Below are 15,007 nucleotides of genomic sequence, written 5' to 3'. Positions count from 1 at the left end.
TCAGGGTGATCGTGTGCAAATCAAGGGCCTGGCATGTCTGCAGCCGCTGCTGGTGCTCGGGTCTCGACCACACAAAAGCTGGCCGCGTACTCGGACTCGTCGGTCACGGTGATGTGGGCGCTCAGGCCTTTGGCTTCAAACCAGTCTTTCAAGCCCCCATGCAGCACGATCACCGGCTGGCCACTGGGGAGTTTGCCGATTTCGCACAGCCGCCAGGTCATGGGCATTCGCATGCCCAAGCCAATGGCCTTGCTAAAGGCCTCCTTGGCCGAAAAGCGTGTGGCCAAATAGCGCACTCCCCGCTCAGGCCAACGGGCACTACGGGCTTTCCAGGTGGCCATTTCGGCATCAGACAGCACCTTGGCAGCAAAGCGATCGCCGTGCCGCTCCAAGCTGGCCCGGATGCGGCGGATGTCGCAGATGTCAGTACCGATGCCGTAAATCATATGTTGGGGGTTGGGCGTTGGGCGTTATGGATCCGGCCCTGTGAAGTTTGAAGTGAAAGGCTTGTATTGGGCACAGCGGTAAGCGAGGCAGTCACTGTGAGAGCTCCGTCCTTGGGGCGATGGGTGGGGGTCTCAGAGAGATTATCGCGACGAGGGCGTCGCTCCCACAAAAAAACCTCAGTCCAAACATCATCGGGCCAGCTCCAAGGCGGGGTTTTGATGTCTTCACTCTGAACGCTCAACCCAATGCGCTCAACCCAATAGCGCCATATAGGCTTGAACGCTCGCGGCATAGCCCATCTCCAGCGCATCGGCCATGAAGGCGTGGCCAATCGAGACTTCTTGCAGGCCCTTGACCGCGGCTACAAAGGCGGGCAGGTTGTCGCGGTTCAGGTCGTGGCCAGCATTCAGGCCCAAGCCTGCTTGCATGGCCGCCACGGCGGCAGCGGCGTAACGTTGCAGCTGCGGGTCTTGATCTGGCGTGCCAAAGGCAGCGGCATAAGGCTCGGTGTACAGCTCCACCCGGTCGGCCCCCACGGCACGGGCGGCAGCCATTTGCTCCGGGATCGGGTCCATGAACAGGCTGACGCGCACGCCCAGCGCCCTGCATTCGTCAATCAGGGGCTTCAGGCGTTCGGCATCTTGCGGGAAGGTCCAGCCATGGTCGCTTGTGAACTGGCCCTCGCTGTCGGGCACAAAGGTCACTTGGTGCGGGCGCACGGCTCGAACGTGCTCCATCAGGTTGTGGAAGGGGTTGCCTTCGATGTTGAACTCACGCTCGGGCCAGGCCTGCATGAGGGCGTGCAGCTCGGGCACGTCGCTGGCGCGGATGTGGCGTTCGTCCGGGCGGGGGTGGATGGTGATGCCGTTCGCGCCCGCTTGCAAGCACAGCTCGGCCGCACGCCTGACGCTGGGAATGCCCAAGTGGCGCGAGTTGCGCAACAAAGCAACTTTGTTGACATTGACCGACAGGGCCACACGTTGGGAAGAAGTCGTCATGGAGGTGTTCATAAGGTTTGCAAGTCCAGCATCATTTGGCGGGTGCGCAAAGCGCCCACACCGCAATGGTAGTTGAGCAAGAGACGCAAGGGGCGCTGCAGTTGCACCAGCAGGTCGGCGCACTCGCGCAGCAAAGCCGCCAAGGGGCTGGGGGACGCCAGCGCCGCGTGCAGCGCCAGCCACTGTTCGCCGCGCAAGGCGCGGCGAGGGTCATCGCTCACCCACTGCAACCCCGCTTCAGGTACCAGGGCATAACAGTCGGTGGGCGACAAAGGCTTGAGGGTCAGGGTTTGTTGGTTCAGAGCGGGCAGCAAGCCCATTTCGCGCAGCAGCAGCAACTCAAAGCCACGCAAGGCCCATTGCAGGGCGTCCGGGTCGCCACTGGCCAAGAGGCGCACGGCAGCGGCATACACCTCGAACAGCTGTGGGTGCGGATCATCTCGCGCGGTCAAGCGCATCAGCAGTTCATTGAGGTAGTACCCCGACAGCAGCGCCTCGCCCGTGGGCATGACGTGCCCGCCCACCCATTCGGCCGACTTGAGGGTGCGGATGTCACCATCACCCCCAAAGGCCAGCGACAAAGGCTGCAGCGGCAAAAGCACCGGGCGAAAGCTCGATGTGGGGCGTTTGGCCCCTTTGGCCACCAAAGCCACCCGTCCGTGGTGGCGGGTGAAGACCTCCAGAATCAAACTGGTTTCGCTCCAGTCGTAGCGGTGCAGCACATAGGCTGGCTCGTCTGCGATCCGCTTGGAGGCCATTGGCTGTGGAATTACTCGTAGCCGAAGCTGCGCACGCGGGCTTCGTCGTCGGCCCAGCCCGAACGCACCTTGACCCACAGCTCGATGAAGACCTTGGCGTCCAGCAGCTTTTCCAGCTCCACGCGGGTTTCGGTGCCGATGCGCTTGAGCTTTTCGCCCTTGTCACCGATCACCATGGCCTTGTGGCCTTCGCGCTCGACCACGATGGTGGCCGCGATGCGCAACATGCGCTTGGCCGTGCGCCCGGCTTCTTCTTCGAACTTGTCGATCACCACCGTGGAGGTATAAGGCAGCTCGTCACCCGTCAAGCGGAAGAGTTTTTCGCGCACCATTTCGCTGGCCAGGAACTTCTCGCTGCGATCGGTCAGTTCGTCTTCGGCGTGCCACCAGGGCTGCTCGGGCAGGTATTTTTCGCAAATGTCGAGCAAGCGCACGATGTCTTTTGGCTGCTTGGCCGACATGGGCACAAACTCGGTGAAGGCATGGCGCTCTTGCATGCTTTGCAGCCAAGGCGCGATGTCGCCACGGCGGTGCACATTGTCGAGCTTGTTCGCCACCAGCAAGACCGGAATGCCGGGCTTGAGCAGCGCCAGCACTTTGGCGTCTGCCGTGGTGAAGCTGCCCGCCTCCACCACAAACAGCACCAAGTCCACATCGCTCACCGCACCCACCACGGTTTTGTTCAGCGACTTGTTGAGCGCGGTGCCGTGGATGGTCTGGAAACCCGGGGTGTCGACAAACACATATTGGGCAGCGCCCTGGGTGCGAATGCCGGTGATGCGGTGGCGCGTGGTTTGTGCTTTGCGCGAGGTGATGCTGATTTTTTGACCGACCAAGGCGTTGAGCAAAGTCGACTTGCCCACGTTGGGCTTGCCCACAATGGCCACGAGGCCACAGCGCTGGCCTTCAACGGGCACGGGGGTTGCTGTAGCCGTCACCGGGGGTAAATCGGCGTCTTCCGATGCATCGCGTGGCTGGATGGTCACACCCGCGATTTGCACAGGGCGGCGCATGGTTTGCTCTTGCGGCGTGCGTTCAGTTTCAGGTGTTTTTTTGTCGGTGCTCATGCGGCGCTTTCGGATTTCAGGGTTTGCAGCATGGCGGCGGCCGCTGCTTGTTCGGCGGCGCGACGCGATGCGCCCGAGCCTTGTTGGGTTTGGCGCAACTCGGTCACTTCGCAAGAGACCTCGAACTGCTGGCGGTGCGCCGCACCGGAGGTGCCGACCACAGTGTATTTGGGCAGCGCGAGCTTGCGCCCTTGCAGCCATTCTTGCAATTCTGTCTTGGGGTCTTTGCCCACGGCTTGCATGTCAGGTTTGATGTCCACTTTGGCAAACAGGCGCTCGACCAAGGCTTGTGCATCCTTGTAACCACCATCGAGGTACACCGCGCCAATGATGGCCTCGACCATGTCCGCCAAAATAGAGGGCCTGCCCTGACCACCGGAACGCATCTCGCCTTCACCCAAACGCATGACCTCGGCGACATCCAGCGTTTTGGCCAGTTGGTGCAGTGTGTCTTGCTTGACCAAGTTGGCCCGCACGCGAGACAAATCACCTTCTGGCATGTGCTGCAACTGGGTGTAGAGCATGTGCGAGACCGCCAAATTGAGCACCGAGTCACCTAAAAACTCCAGACGCTCGTAATGATCTGCACTGAAACTGCGGTGGGTCAGCGCCTGTTGCAGCAAACTCCATTGGCGAAAGGCATAACCCAAACGGATTTGAAGCTGGGACAAGCCTGAAGGCATGGGGGATTGAACGACCACACCCACCTCAGTCAAAAGCGCCAATGCGCTGGAGGTTGCCAAAGTTCATCCAGACAAAAAAGGCTTTGCCCACAATGTTGGCATCCGGCACAAAACCCCAATAACGCGAATCCAAAGAGTTGTCGCGGTTGTCACCCATCATGAAGTAGTGACCCGCAGGCACCTTGCAGGTCACCCCTTCCACGGTGTAATGACATTGGTCGCGACCAGGAAATGGGTCTGCGCCGGGTATAAAAGCTGGTCGCTCATCGTCTTGCAAAATTTGGTGTGGTTTGGCACCCACATTTTCGCTGTAGTGCTTGAAATAACGCATGGTGGATTCATCAAAGAAATCCGGCAATGCCTTGGTCGCAATGGGCTGACCATTCACGGTCAAACGCTTGTTCAAGTAAGACACTTCGTCACCTGGCACCCCCACCACACGCTTGATGTAATCCACATTGGGCTTTGGGGGGTAGCGAAACACCATCACATCCCCACGCTGTACGGCCGAACCCTCGGTCAATTTGGTATTGACCACAGGCAAACGCAGACCGTAATGGAACTTGTTGACCAAAATCAGGTCACCAATGTGCAGGGTCGGGATCATGGAGCCCGAGGGAATTTTGAAGGGCTCAAACAAAAACGAGCGCAGGATGAACACCACCACAATCACCGGAAACAATCCCGCTGTCCAGTCCAACCACCAAGGCTGCATCAGCAGTTTTTCGCGGCTTTCGCGGATGTCTGTGTCCACCTTATCAATGCCCATTTTGGCCAATTCGGCCCGACGCTGAGCCGTCTGCGCCTCTAATTGGGCCACCGCCTTTTGTCGCTGGGGCAAAAAGAAGAAGCGCTCTGCCAGCCAATAAATGCCTGTGACCACCGTGGCCAGCAGCAAGAGCAATGCAAAATTGCCCTCTAAATAGCCGAAATACCAAGAACCGGCATAGCCGACAAAAGCCGCCAAGACCAAAGATGTGAGGAACTGCATCAATCTTCCACCTGCAAAATGGCCAAGAATGCCTCTTGGGGCACCTCGACCGAGCCAATTTGTTTCATGCGCTTTTTACCGGCCTTTTGCTTTTCAAGCAGTTTGCGCTTGCGCGAAATATCGCCGCCATAGCACTTGGCCAGCACGTTTTTGCGCAAGGCCTTGATGCTTTCACGCGCAATGATGTTGGCACCAATGGCGGCCTGAATGGCGACATCGAACATCTGGCGGCTGATGATCTCGCGCATCTTGGCCACCACCGCACGCCCCCGGTACTGGGACTGCGAACGGTGCACGATGATGGACAGGGCATCGACTTTTTCGCCGTTGAGCAAAATGTCGACCTTGACCACATCGGAAGCGCGAAACTCCTTGAACTCGTAATCCATGGACGCATAACCTCGGCTGACCGACTTGAGCTTGTCAAAAAAGTCGAGCACGATCTCGCCGAGCGGCATTTCATAGGTCAACATGACCTGGCGACCGTGGTAGGCCATGTTCATTTGCACGCCGCGCTTTTGGTTGGCCAGCGTCATCACGGGGCCCACATAGTCTTGCGGCATGTACAGGTGAACCGTGACGATGGGCTCGCGGATCTCTTGCAGCTTGCCTTGATCGGGCATCTTGGACGGGTTTTCGACCATGATGACTTCCCCACCGGGCTGGACCACTTGGTAGACCACGCTGGGGGCTGTGGTGATCAGGTCCTGATCAAATTCGCGCTCCAAACGCTCTTGCACGATTTCCATGTGCAACAAGCCCAAAAAGCCGCAGCGAAAACCAAAACCCAGCGCCTGCGAGACTTCGGGCTCGTAATGCAAAGACGCATCATTGAGTTTCAGCTTTTCGAGCGCGTCGCGCAGACCGTCGTATTGGTTGGCTTCCGTCGGGTACAAACCGGCAAACACTTGGGGCTGAATTTCCTTGAAACCCGGCAGGGCCTCGGCGGCAGGGCCCAAGTTATTGGGCAGCTTCTTTTCCAAGGTCACGGTGTCACCCACCTTGGCCGCCTGCAATTCCTTGATGCCCGCGATGATGTAACCCACCTCGCCGGCTCGCAGCGACTGGCGCGGCTCGTTGGCGGGGGTGAACACGCCCAAGCTGCCTGCTTCATAAACCGCATTACTGGCCATCATCTTGATGCGCTCGCCTTTGAGCAATTGGCCATCAACCACACGCACCAACATGACCACACCGACGTAACTGTCAAACCAGCTGTCAATGATCATGGCCCGCAATGGCGCATCGGGGTTGCCCTTGGGCGGCGGGATGCGTGCGACCACGGCTTCGAGGATTTCTTCGATGCCCATGCCGGTTTTGGCAGAACACGGAATCGCATCGGTCGCGTCGATGCCAATCACGTCTTCGACTTCGCTGCGGGCATTGTCGGGATCGGCGTTGGGCAGGTCCATCTTGTTGAGCACTGGCACCACTTCCACGCCCAAGTCGAGGGCGGTGTAGCAGTTGGCCACGGTTTGCGCTTCCACGCCTTGGCTGGCATCGACCACCAGCAACGCGCCTTCACAGGCCGACAGCGAACGCGACACTTCGTAGGAGAAGTCCACATGGCCGGGCGTGTCAATCAGGTTCAGGTTGTAGATCTGCCCGTCTTTGGCTTTGTAGTGCAGCGCAGCGGTCTGCGCCTTGATGGTGATGCCACGCTCTTTCTCGATGTCCATCGAGTCGAGAACTTGAGCCTCCATCTCACGGGCCTCAAGGCCCCCGCAGCGTTGAATCAAGCGATCGGCCAGCGTGGATTTGCCATGGTCAATGTGCGCAATGATCGAAAAATTTCTGATGTGATTCATCAAGCAAGTTCTGCAAGTGTTTGTGGATCAAGGACCCGTAAAAGAAAAAAGGGCGCGTCTGGTGGCGACGCGCCCTGAACCAACAATCATTGGCAACTGCGATGGCTGGGGCTTCATTGTAGGCAAATTGGCCCATTCTCACAGCCCCCAACTCGCTAGGCAGGTCATTGCATCCATGCAAGTCGAAATTGATGAACAACTTATCCACAAAACAATCAGAACGCCATTGAATAACTTGTGGACTGTCTGTGGATCATCGGTGGAAGGCCCACTCAAATATCACTTCATGGTTACAAACCTGCTTGATATGCCACGAACGTAGATCAAGACCGTCGATTTTATCCAAAATTGGCATGAAAAAAGATATTTGTTAGCGCCCACCCACCTCAATGAAGTGGCATGGACTCCACCGTGCTCACAGCTTCAACAGGTTGCTGAACTCAGGGCGCCGGGCGAATCAGCACATATTGCGCAGCATCACCTCGTCGAATCAAGACGCTCACAGGACGGGTCTTGTCGATGCGAGACATCAAGGCTTCAAACACCTTGACCGAACCAATTTCCGTGTTGGCAACCGCCAAAATCAAATCGCCCTCACGGATGCCGGCCCGGGCTGCCGCTTCAACGGCAGCATCCACACGAACACCCGAACGAATTCTGGCCTCTTTTTTCTGAACATCGCTCAAATCACTGAGGGTGAGCCCAAGATGTTGAATGGTGGCAACCGGTGCTTTTTTCTCTGGGGCAGCGGCAGCTGTTTTTTCCGGCTCGACTTCGGCCACCGTGACGTTCACATCTTTGCTGGCACCGCGATGAAACACCGTGACCACCACCCGGCTGCCCGGCTTCGTGTTGCCCACAGCGCGTGGCAAATCAGCCGGTTTTTCAATGGCTTTGCCATCAAATTTGGTAATGATGTCGCCCGCCTCGATGCCCGCCTTGTCAGCTGGCGAGCCCTCCTCCACACCGCGCACCAAAACACCCTGCAATTTGCCCAAGCCGATGGACTCGGCCACCTCTTTGGTCACGGGCCCGATTTGGACACCAATGCGTCCCCGGCTGACACGTCCACTTGCGCGTAACTGCTCGCTGACGCGCATGGCTTCATCCATGGGAATGGCAAATGAAATGCCCATGAACCCACCCGAGCGCGAATAAATCTGGCTGTTGATACCGACCACTTCACCACGCATATTGATCAAGGGACCACCGGAGTTGCCGGGATTGATGGCCACATCGGTTTGAATAAAGGGCAAGTAGTCACCCGTGTCGCGCTGCTTGGCACTGACAATGCCGGCCGTCACGGTGTTTTCCAATCCAAAGGGCGAGCCAATCGCCATGACCCACTCACCCACACGCAAGCGACCCACGTCACCCACCTTCACGGCGGGCAGGCCTGTGGCCTGAATTTTGACCACGGCGACATCGGTGCGCTTGTCTGCACCCACGATGCGGGCCTTGAATTCGCGTTTGTCGGTCAGGGTGACCATGACTTCGTCTGCACCCTCGACCACATGGGCATTGGTCATGATGAATCCATCAGAGCTCAATATAAAACCCGAACCTACACCGCGAGGTTGTGCCTCTTGCTCGGGTCTGTTTTGGCGCGGACCTTGACGAGGAGCATTGGGCATGGGGACGCCAAAAAACCGCCGAAACAGTTCTTGCATCTCTTCGTCCTGTGCGCTTGCACCGGGCGCAGAAGAACGCGCCTTCTCCAAGGTGCGAATGTTCACCACCGAAGGCCCGACCAATTCGACCAGATCGGTAAAGTCAGGCAAACCCCTGGCACCCGCACTTGGGTTTTGAGCCCAAACCGACGCCGTAGGAACTCCGGCCAAACCCAACAACAAGGCACCGCCAAGAATGGCCGATGCTGCCCCTTTGGTCCAATTCATTTTCAGCACTCAAGACTCCTTGTGTACAGTCAACCGTTGTGGAAATCAGATGGTAAATAAAGTCGAAAAAGGCAAATTCAAGGCGCATCAGGCACGGACATCGTCTGCCGTGGGTGTATGAATTTCTTCTCTGCTGCGCGAATATACAGCGCATCTAAATCCATGCCATTTCGAGGGCAACTGTGCTTCGCAGAGCCAGGCAGCACGCAAAGAAGATCGACCATGGTCTGGTGTATCCATCGGTTTGACCCAGAGCAAAAGTCCTGTGCCTGTATCCCAACCTTTTTCCAAAAGCACCTGATGTGCTTGAAATTGACAGTGTGGGTCACGGTACTGCCAAAACCAAGCTTCACCAGACCAAAACAATTCCCCATGGCTCAGGGTTTGCCGAGGCCCCCACACTGCAGTTCCGATCAAACAGGCCAGCCATCCGAGCCAAGCAGCATTACAAACAACGCTGTAAGCGCCTTGTATTTGCCAAACCAACAAACCCAAGGCGGACAACAAAGCTGTCGTCACAAAGACAACACGACCCCAAACAAAATGCCCCACCGGGTAAACCACAGGTGGGGCATGATGGCGCATCAGCGGCTTTCAAGTCAGATGCGCTTGAACACCAAGGATCCGTTGGTACCACCAAAACCAAAATTGTTTTTGAGAGCCACGTCGATTTTCACATCACGCGCTGTGTTGGCGCAGTAGTCCAAATCACACTCAGGATCGGGATTGGTCAAGTTGATGGTCGGCGGCACTTTCTGGTGATGCAGTGCCAAAACCGTGAACACACTCTCAATGCCTCCTGCTCCACCCAAAAGGTGACCGGTCATGGACTTGGTTGAGCTGACCACGGTTTTGTAGGCATGGTCGCCCAAGGCGGCCTTGATGGCATTGGTTTCGTTGATGTCACCCAGCGGCGTGGACGTGCCGTGCGCGTTCAAGTAATCAATTTGGTCGGCGTTCACACCGGCATTGCGCATCGCATTGATCATGGCCCGACGTGGTCCATCCATGCTCGGTGCAGTCATGTGACCGGCATCGGCACTCATGCCGTAACCGCCCAGCTCGGCATAAATTTTGGCACCTCGGGCCTTGGCGTGTTCGTACTCTTCGAGCACCATCACGCCTGCACCTTCACCGAGCACAAAACCATCACGGTCTTTGTCCCACGGGCGTGAAGCAGCCGCAGGGTCGTCATTGCGTGTAGACAAAGCACGCATGGCGGCAAAACCACCCACGCCCAAAGGAGACACACAGGCTTCCGCTCCACCTGCCACCATCACGTCGGCGTCACCGTATTCGATCAAACGGCCGGCTTCACCAATGGAATGCAAACCCGTCGTACAAGCGGTGACAACCGCCAGGTTGGGGCCTTTGAAACCGCTTCGCATTGAAACATGTCCAGAGATCATGTTGATGATCGAAGCAGGGACAAAAAATGGGGAAATGCGGCGTGCACCCCGCGCTGTGTACTCGGTATGTGTTTCTTCAATCAGTGGCAAACCACCAATACCAGAACCAATCACCACACCGATACGACAAGCATCCTCTTCATCCAGCGCAGCCCCTGTAGGCAAGCCAGAATCCTCAATGGCCTGAGCAGCAGCTGCAATACCAAAGTGGATGAATCGGTCCATGGTCCTCGCTTCTTTGGAGGACATGTAAGACTCAAGATCAAAGTTTTTGACCTCACCCGCAAACCGGCAGGCTACAGCTGAAGCATCAAAACGAGTGATCAGACCAATGCCGGACTGGCCGGCAATCAGGTTGGACCATGCATCAGCGACCGTGTTGCCCACGGGGCTGATGCATCCCAAACCCGTGACAACAACGCGGCGCCGGGTCATTGCCAGTCAGGCCTTCTTGCTTTGGGCGTAGTCGATCGCAGCTTGCACCGTGGTGATTTTTTCTGCGTCTTCGTCAGGAATTTCGATGCCGAACTCGTCTTCGAGTGCCATCACCAGTTCCACCGTGTCCAGGGAGTCGGCACCCAAATCGGCCACGAAGGCTTTTTCATTGGTGACTTGTGACTCTTCAACGCCGAGTTGTTCAGCAATGATTTTTTTGACACGTGCTTCGATATCGCTCATGGGGTCCCTCTGAGGGTTGTGAAAAATGAAGATTTTACCTGTCCGGAAGGGGTTTCCGAAAATCAGGCCATGAACATGCCACCATTGACATGCAATTCTTGTCCGGTGACATAGCCCGCATGGCTTCCAGCCAGGTAGGCCACTGCGTGTGCGATGTCATCGGGTTTGCCCAAATGGCCCAGAGGAATCTGGCCCAACAAGGCTTTTTGTTGCTCTTCAGGCAGGCTGGCGGTCATGTCGGTCTCGATGAAACCGGGGGCCACGCAGTTGACCGTGATGCCACGGCTGCCCAGTTCGCGGGCCAGCGCACGGGTCATGCCCACCACACCGGCCTTGGCGGCGGCGTAGTTGGCTTGGCCGGGATTGCCCGATGCACCCACCACGCTGGTGATGCTGATGATGCGGCCGTAGCGCTGCTTCATCATGGGGCGGATCACGGCGCGGCTCATGCGGAACACCGCCTTGAGGTTGGTGTCGAGCACCGCGTCCCAGTCGTCGTCCTTCATGCGCATGGCCAAGGTGTCGCGGGTGATGCCCGCGTTGTTGACCAGCACCTGCAAGCCACCGTGTTCTTTGACGATCGCGTCGATCAGTGCAACACCAGCGGCGGCGTCGTTCACGTTCAGATTGGCACCTCGGCTGCCGGGGAAGGCTGATAAGGCCTGGCTGATTTTGGCGGCACCATCGTCGCTGGTGGCGGTGCCAATGACCACAAAACCTTGTTGGGCCAAATGCAGGGCAATGGATGCACCGATGCCGCGTGAAGCGCCTGTGACCAAGGCAACTTGTTTTTGTGCTTCGCTCACGAGAGGAGTCCTTTCACTTCAGCCAAGGTGGCGGGGTCGTACAGGGCCACGCCGTTCAATTCAGCGTCAATGCGCTTGGTCATGCCCGCCAACACCTTACCAGGGCCGCACTCGACCACAGTGGTCACGCCTCGGGCCTTGATGGCCTGCACACACTCAACCCAACGCACCGGGCCAAAGGCCTGACGGTACAGCGCATCGCGGATGCGGTCGGCATCGGTTTCGATGGCCACATCGATGTTGTTGAGCACCGGAATCTGGGGCACACCCAAGCTCAGCGTGGCGAGCTTCTCGCGCAGTTTTTCAGCGGCAGGCTTCATCAGGCTCGAATGAAAGGGGGCCGATACGGGCAACAACAGCGCACGTTTGGCCCCCATGCCTTTAAGCACCTCGCAGGCTTTGTCCACCGCCGCTTTGCTGCCCGCAATCACAGTTTGCGCGGCGTCGTTGAAGTTCACGGCTTCAACCACTTCGGCGCTGCCCGCAGGAAATGTGGCTTGGGCTTCTTGGCACCCAGCGATGACTTTGTCTGAGGCCAAACCCAAAATGGCGGCCATGGCACCCACGCCCACGGGCACGGCTTCTTGCATGGCCGCGGCACGCAAGCGCACCAGGGGTGCAGCTTGCGCCAGTGTCAGCACACCCGAAGCCACCAAGGCACTGTATTCGCCCAGCGAATGCCCCGCCACCACGGACGGCTTGGCACCACCTTCGGCCAGCCAAGCGCGGTAAGCGGCCACAGCAGACACCAGCATCACCGGCTGGGTGTTGGTGGTCATGGCCAGCGCTTCTTTGGGGCCTTCGTGGATCAGTTGGGCCACGTCTTCGCCCAGGGCGTCGGAGGCTTCTTTCAGGGTTTCGAGCACCACGGGGTGGTCACCCCAAGCGTCCAGCATGCCCACCGATTGGGAGCCCTGGCCGGGAAAAACAAAAGCAAATGTCGTCATGTGCAAATTTTGTAACGGTAAAAAATGAGCTTGAGCGTGCCGCGCATCACTGACCACGGGATGTCTGTCAACTGCCCCTCAGTAGCGCAGGAGTACCGAGCCCCAGGTGAAGCCGCCGCCCACGCCTTCGAGCATGAGGGTCTGGCCGCGCTGGATGCGCCCGTCTCGCACGGCAGTGTCCAGCGCCAGCGGGATCGAGGCAGCCGAAGTGTTGCCGTGCTGATCGACAGTCACCACCACTTTGTCAGCAGACATCTTCAACTTCCTGGCCGTGCTCTGCATGATGCGGATGTTGGCTTGGTGCGGGATCAGCCAGTCGATGTCGGCATCGGTCATATTGGCCTTGGCCAGACTTGCACGGGCCGTTTCTTCGAGCACACCGACGGCCAGCTTGAAGACGGCCTGCCCGTCCATCTTGAGCACAGGATCGCCCAGAATGCCACCCCGGTTGACATGGCCAGGCACACACAAAATGTCTTTGTATTTGCCATCGGCATGCAAGTCAGTGGCCAAAATGCCGGGCTGCTCTGAGGCTTCGAGGATGACCGCGCCAGCACCATCGCCAAACAACACACAGGTTGTGCGGTCTTTGAAATCGAGGATGCGGCTGAACACTTCCGAACCAATGACCAAAGCACGCTTGGCCGAACCGGACTGGATCATCGAATCGGCGATCGTCAGCGCATAAATGAAGCCACTGCACACGGCCTGCACGTCAAACGCCGGGCAGCCTGCGGTGCCCAGCTTGTGCTGCACCATGGTCGCCACCGACGGAAACACCATGTCGGGCGTCGAGGTCGCCACGATGATCAGGTCCAGCTCTTCGGCCGAAATGCCGGCTGCCGTGAGCGCCTGGCGAGCGGCTTCGGTTGCCAAGTCGCTGCTGCCTTGGGTGTCGGCGGCAAAATGACGGGCCCGAATGCCGGTGCGTTCAACGATCCAGTCGTCAGAGGTTTCAACGCCTTGCTGCGACAGTTCGGCGGCAAGGTCGGCGTTGGTCAGGCGTTTTTCTGGCAAGTAACTGCCGGTGCCCAGAATGCGGGAATAAATTCTCATGGTGTGGTGACCGCGGGTTCTGACCGATCGGCTTGCGCTCCCATCAACAAGGGGGCGGCATGCGCGATGCGTTCACGAACGCGGTCCAGCAATTGGTTTCGGGCTGCATCATAAGCCCGGTTCAGTGCCGTCTCAAATGCCACCTCATCGGCCGAACCATGGCTCTTGAAGACCAAACCACGCAAGCCCAACAATGCTGCACCGTTGTAGCGGCGGTGATCTACCCGATTTTTAAAAGCAGATAAGACCGGATAAGCCAGAATTGCCGCTGTTTTCGTGAAAATATTGCGCGAAAACTCGGTTTTCAAGAAGCCGCCAATCATGGTCGCCAGACCTTCGCTGGCCTTCAAAGCCACGTTACCCACAAAGCCATCGCAGACCACGATGTCGACTGTGCCCTTGAAAATATCATTGCCTTCAACGTTGCCATGAAAATTCAGATCACCCGAACTGCCCGCTGATCGGAGCAATTCACCGGTTTTTTTGATGATCTCATTGCCTTTAATGGCTTCTTCGCCAATGTTGAGCAAACCCACTGTGGGGTTTTCCTTGTTTTGCAAGACCGACACCAAGGCCGATCCCATGACCGCAAATTGCAGCAAATGTTCAGGCGTGCAGTCCACATTCGCACCAAGGTCCAGCATGGTGGTGCCACCGCCCTTGAAGTTGGGCATCTGCCCTGCTATGGCCGGGCGGTCAATGCCGTCCATGGTTTTGAGCACGTAACGGGCTATGGCCATGAGGGCACCTGTGTTGCCCGCAGACACCGCTGCCCCAGCTTTGCCGTCCCGCACTTGCTCGATGGCCAATCGCATGGACGAGTCTTTCTTCTTGCGCAGCGCCACTTCAAGCGGATCGTCCATCTCGACCACTTCGGAGGCAGCCACCACTTCGGCGCGAGGATCGACAAATCCGACCAAAGCCTCTGCACGGCCCACCAACAAAAGGCGTGCATCGGGATGGGTCGACAAGAAGCGGCGGCAGGCCGCCAGCGTGACGCGGGGACCGTGGTCACCGCCCATGCAATCGACAGCCAACGTGATCGTAGTGGGCGAAGTCATGAAATCCTTGGGCACAAAACCTGAATGTACAAATCAGAGCCAGAAATACAAAAGCCCGAGGCTACTGTGAAGTAGCGCCGGGCCTCATTAGGCTGAAGGGCTGACGCCGATCAGGCTTCGGATTTGTTTTTCAGCACTTGACGACCACGGTAAAAGCCATTGGGGCTGATGTGGTGACGCAAGTGGGTTTCACCCGTTGTAGGTTCCACGGCAATGCCTGGCACATTCAAGGCATTGTGTGAACGGTGCATACCACGCTTGGAGGGTGATTTTTTGTTTTGCTGAACAGCCATGATGGCTCCTTGGAAGCTTGGAGGCCGCGCAGTCAAACGCAGCTTCTGGTTGATGGGAATGTCTCCCGGCGTACCGGGCGAAGCCATTGATTATAGCCCAAGCCAAA

Annotated in this window: 16 protein-coding genes; all 16 read right to left on the bottom strand. The window is 57.7% G+C overall.

The genetic code is table 11. The annotated features are described in order from the left end of the window. Window positions 1-20: 20 nt before the first annotated feature. Window positions 21-446, bottom strand: a complete 426-nt coding sequence (acpS, locus tag B9Z48_RS14005; protein WP_089954935.1) for a holo-ACP synthase — start codon at window positions 444-446, stop codon at window positions 21-23. A gap of 252 nt (window positions 447-698) precedes the next feature. Further along, window positions 699-1,457: a pyridoxine 5'-phosphate synthase gene (locus B9Z48_RS14000; RefSeq protein ID WP_089954939.1), complete on the bottom strand. Its 759-nt coding sequence runs from the start codon at window positions 1,455-1,457 to the stop codon at window positions 699-701. Beyond that, window positions 1,454-2,203: a DNA repair protein RecO gene (gene recO, locus B9Z48_RS13995; RefSeq protein ID WP_089954943.1), complete on the bottom strand. Its 750-nt coding sequence runs from the start codon at window positions 2,201-2,203 to the stop codon at window positions 1,454-1,456. Before recO ends, B9Z48_RS14000 begins: the two co-directional genes overlap by 4 nt. Before the next feature lie 11 nt (window positions 2,204-2,214). Continuing rightward, window positions 2,215-3,270 carry a GTPase Era gene (era, locus tag B9Z48_RS13990; RefSeq protein ID WP_194944635.1) on the bottom strand — a complete coding sequence of 352 codons (1,056 nt, stop codon included), beginning with the start codon at window positions 3,268-3,270 and terminating at the stop codon, window positions 2,215-2,217. Continuing rightward, complete coding sequence (gene rnc, locus B9Z48_RS13985) at window positions 3,267-3,953, bottom strand: ribonuclease III (RefSeq protein WP_089954948.1); 687 nt, start codon at window positions 3,951-3,953, stop codon at window positions 3,267-3,269. Before rnc ends, era begins: the two co-directional genes overlap by 4 nt. Before the next feature lie 25 nt (window positions 3,954-3,978). Beyond that, window positions 3,979-4,944 (bottom strand): signal peptidase I, encoded by a 966-nt coding sequence (gene lepB / locus B9Z48_RS13980; protein WP_089954953.1) that lies wholly within the window; start codon window positions 4,942-4,944, stop codon window positions 3,979-3,981. Then, entirely contained in the window at window positions 4,944-6,752 is a 1,809-nt protein-coding gene (gene lepA, locus B9Z48_RS13975) for a translation elongation factor 4 (RefSeq protein ID WP_089954957.1), read from the bottom strand. The genes lepB and lepA overlap by 1 nt, the downstream gene beginning before the upstream one ends. Before the next feature lie 440 nt (window positions 6,753-7,192). Then, complete coding sequence (locus B9Z48_RS13970; protein ID WP_089954961.1) at window positions 7,193-8,650, bottom strand: DegQ family serine endoprotease; 1,458 nt, start codon at window positions 8,648-8,650, stop codon at window positions 7,193-7,195. 87 nt (window positions 8,651-8,737) lie between these two features. Then, complete coding sequence (locus B9Z48_RS21415; RefSeq protein ID WP_146186290.1) at window positions 8,738-9,235, bottom strand: hypothetical protein; 498 nt, start codon at window positions 9,233-9,235, stop codon at window positions 8,738-8,740. Between the two features lie 14 nt (window positions 9,236-9,249). Continuing rightward, window positions 9,250-10,494, bottom strand: coding sequence for a beta-ketoacyl-ACP synthase II (gene fabF, locus B9Z48_RS13965; RefSeq protein ID WP_108379187.1), 1,245 nt, complete (start codon window positions 10,492-10,494; stop codon window positions 9,250-9,252). Window positions 10,495-10,500: 6 nt separating this feature from the next. Then, window positions 10,501-10,737, bottom strand: coding sequence for an acyl carrier protein (acpP, locus tag B9Z48_RS13960; RefSeq protein ID WP_019427049.1), 237 nt, complete (start codon window positions 10,735-10,737; stop codon window positions 10,501-10,503). A 62-nt stretch (window positions 10,738-10,799) separates the two neighbouring features. Further along, complete coding sequence (gene fabG / locus B9Z48_RS13955) at window positions 10,800-11,543, bottom strand: 3-oxoacyl-ACP reductase FabG (RefSeq protein ID WP_108379185.1); 744 nt, start codon at window positions 11,541-11,543, stop codon at window positions 10,800-10,802. Then, window positions 11,540-12,490, bottom strand: a complete 951-nt coding sequence (fabD, locus tag B9Z48_RS13950) for an ACP S-malonyltransferase (RefSeq protein WP_108379183.1) — start codon at window positions 12,488-12,490, stop codon at window positions 11,540-11,542. Before fabD ends, fabG begins: the two co-directional genes overlap by 4 nt. A gap of 78 nt (window positions 12,491-12,568) precedes the next feature. Continuing rightward, a complete protein-coding gene (locus B9Z48_RS13945; protein ID WP_089954978.1) occupies window positions 12,569-13,546 on the bottom strand; it encodes a beta-ketoacyl-ACP synthase III in 978 nt (325 codons plus the stop codon). After that, the gene (gene plsX, locus B9Z48_RS13940; protein ID WP_108379181.1) at window positions 13,543-14,607 is read right to left on the bottom strand and encodes a phosphate acyltransferase PlsX; all 1,065 of its coding nucleotides are present in this window, start codon (window positions 14,605-14,607) and stop codon (window positions 13,543-13,545) included. Before plsX ends, B9Z48_RS13945 begins: the two co-directional genes overlap by 4 nt. Before the next feature lie 110 nt (window positions 14,608-14,717). Next, window positions 14,718-14,900, bottom strand: coding sequence for a 50S ribosomal protein L32 (gene rpmF, locus B9Z48_RS13935; protein ID WP_005794249.1), 183 nt, complete (start codon window positions 14,898-14,900; stop codon window positions 14,718-14,720). Window positions 14,901-15,007: the final 107 nt, after the last annotated feature.

Origin of the sequence: Limnohabitans sp. WS1, from assembly GCF_003063265.1 — a bacterium.
GTDB lineage: Bacteria > Pseudomonadota > Gammaproteobacteria > Burkholderiales > Burkholderiaceae_C > Limnohabitans_A.
The sequence above is the reverse complement of the archived record's forward strand: the minus strand, read 5'-3'. Positions and strand labels throughout refer to the sequence as shown.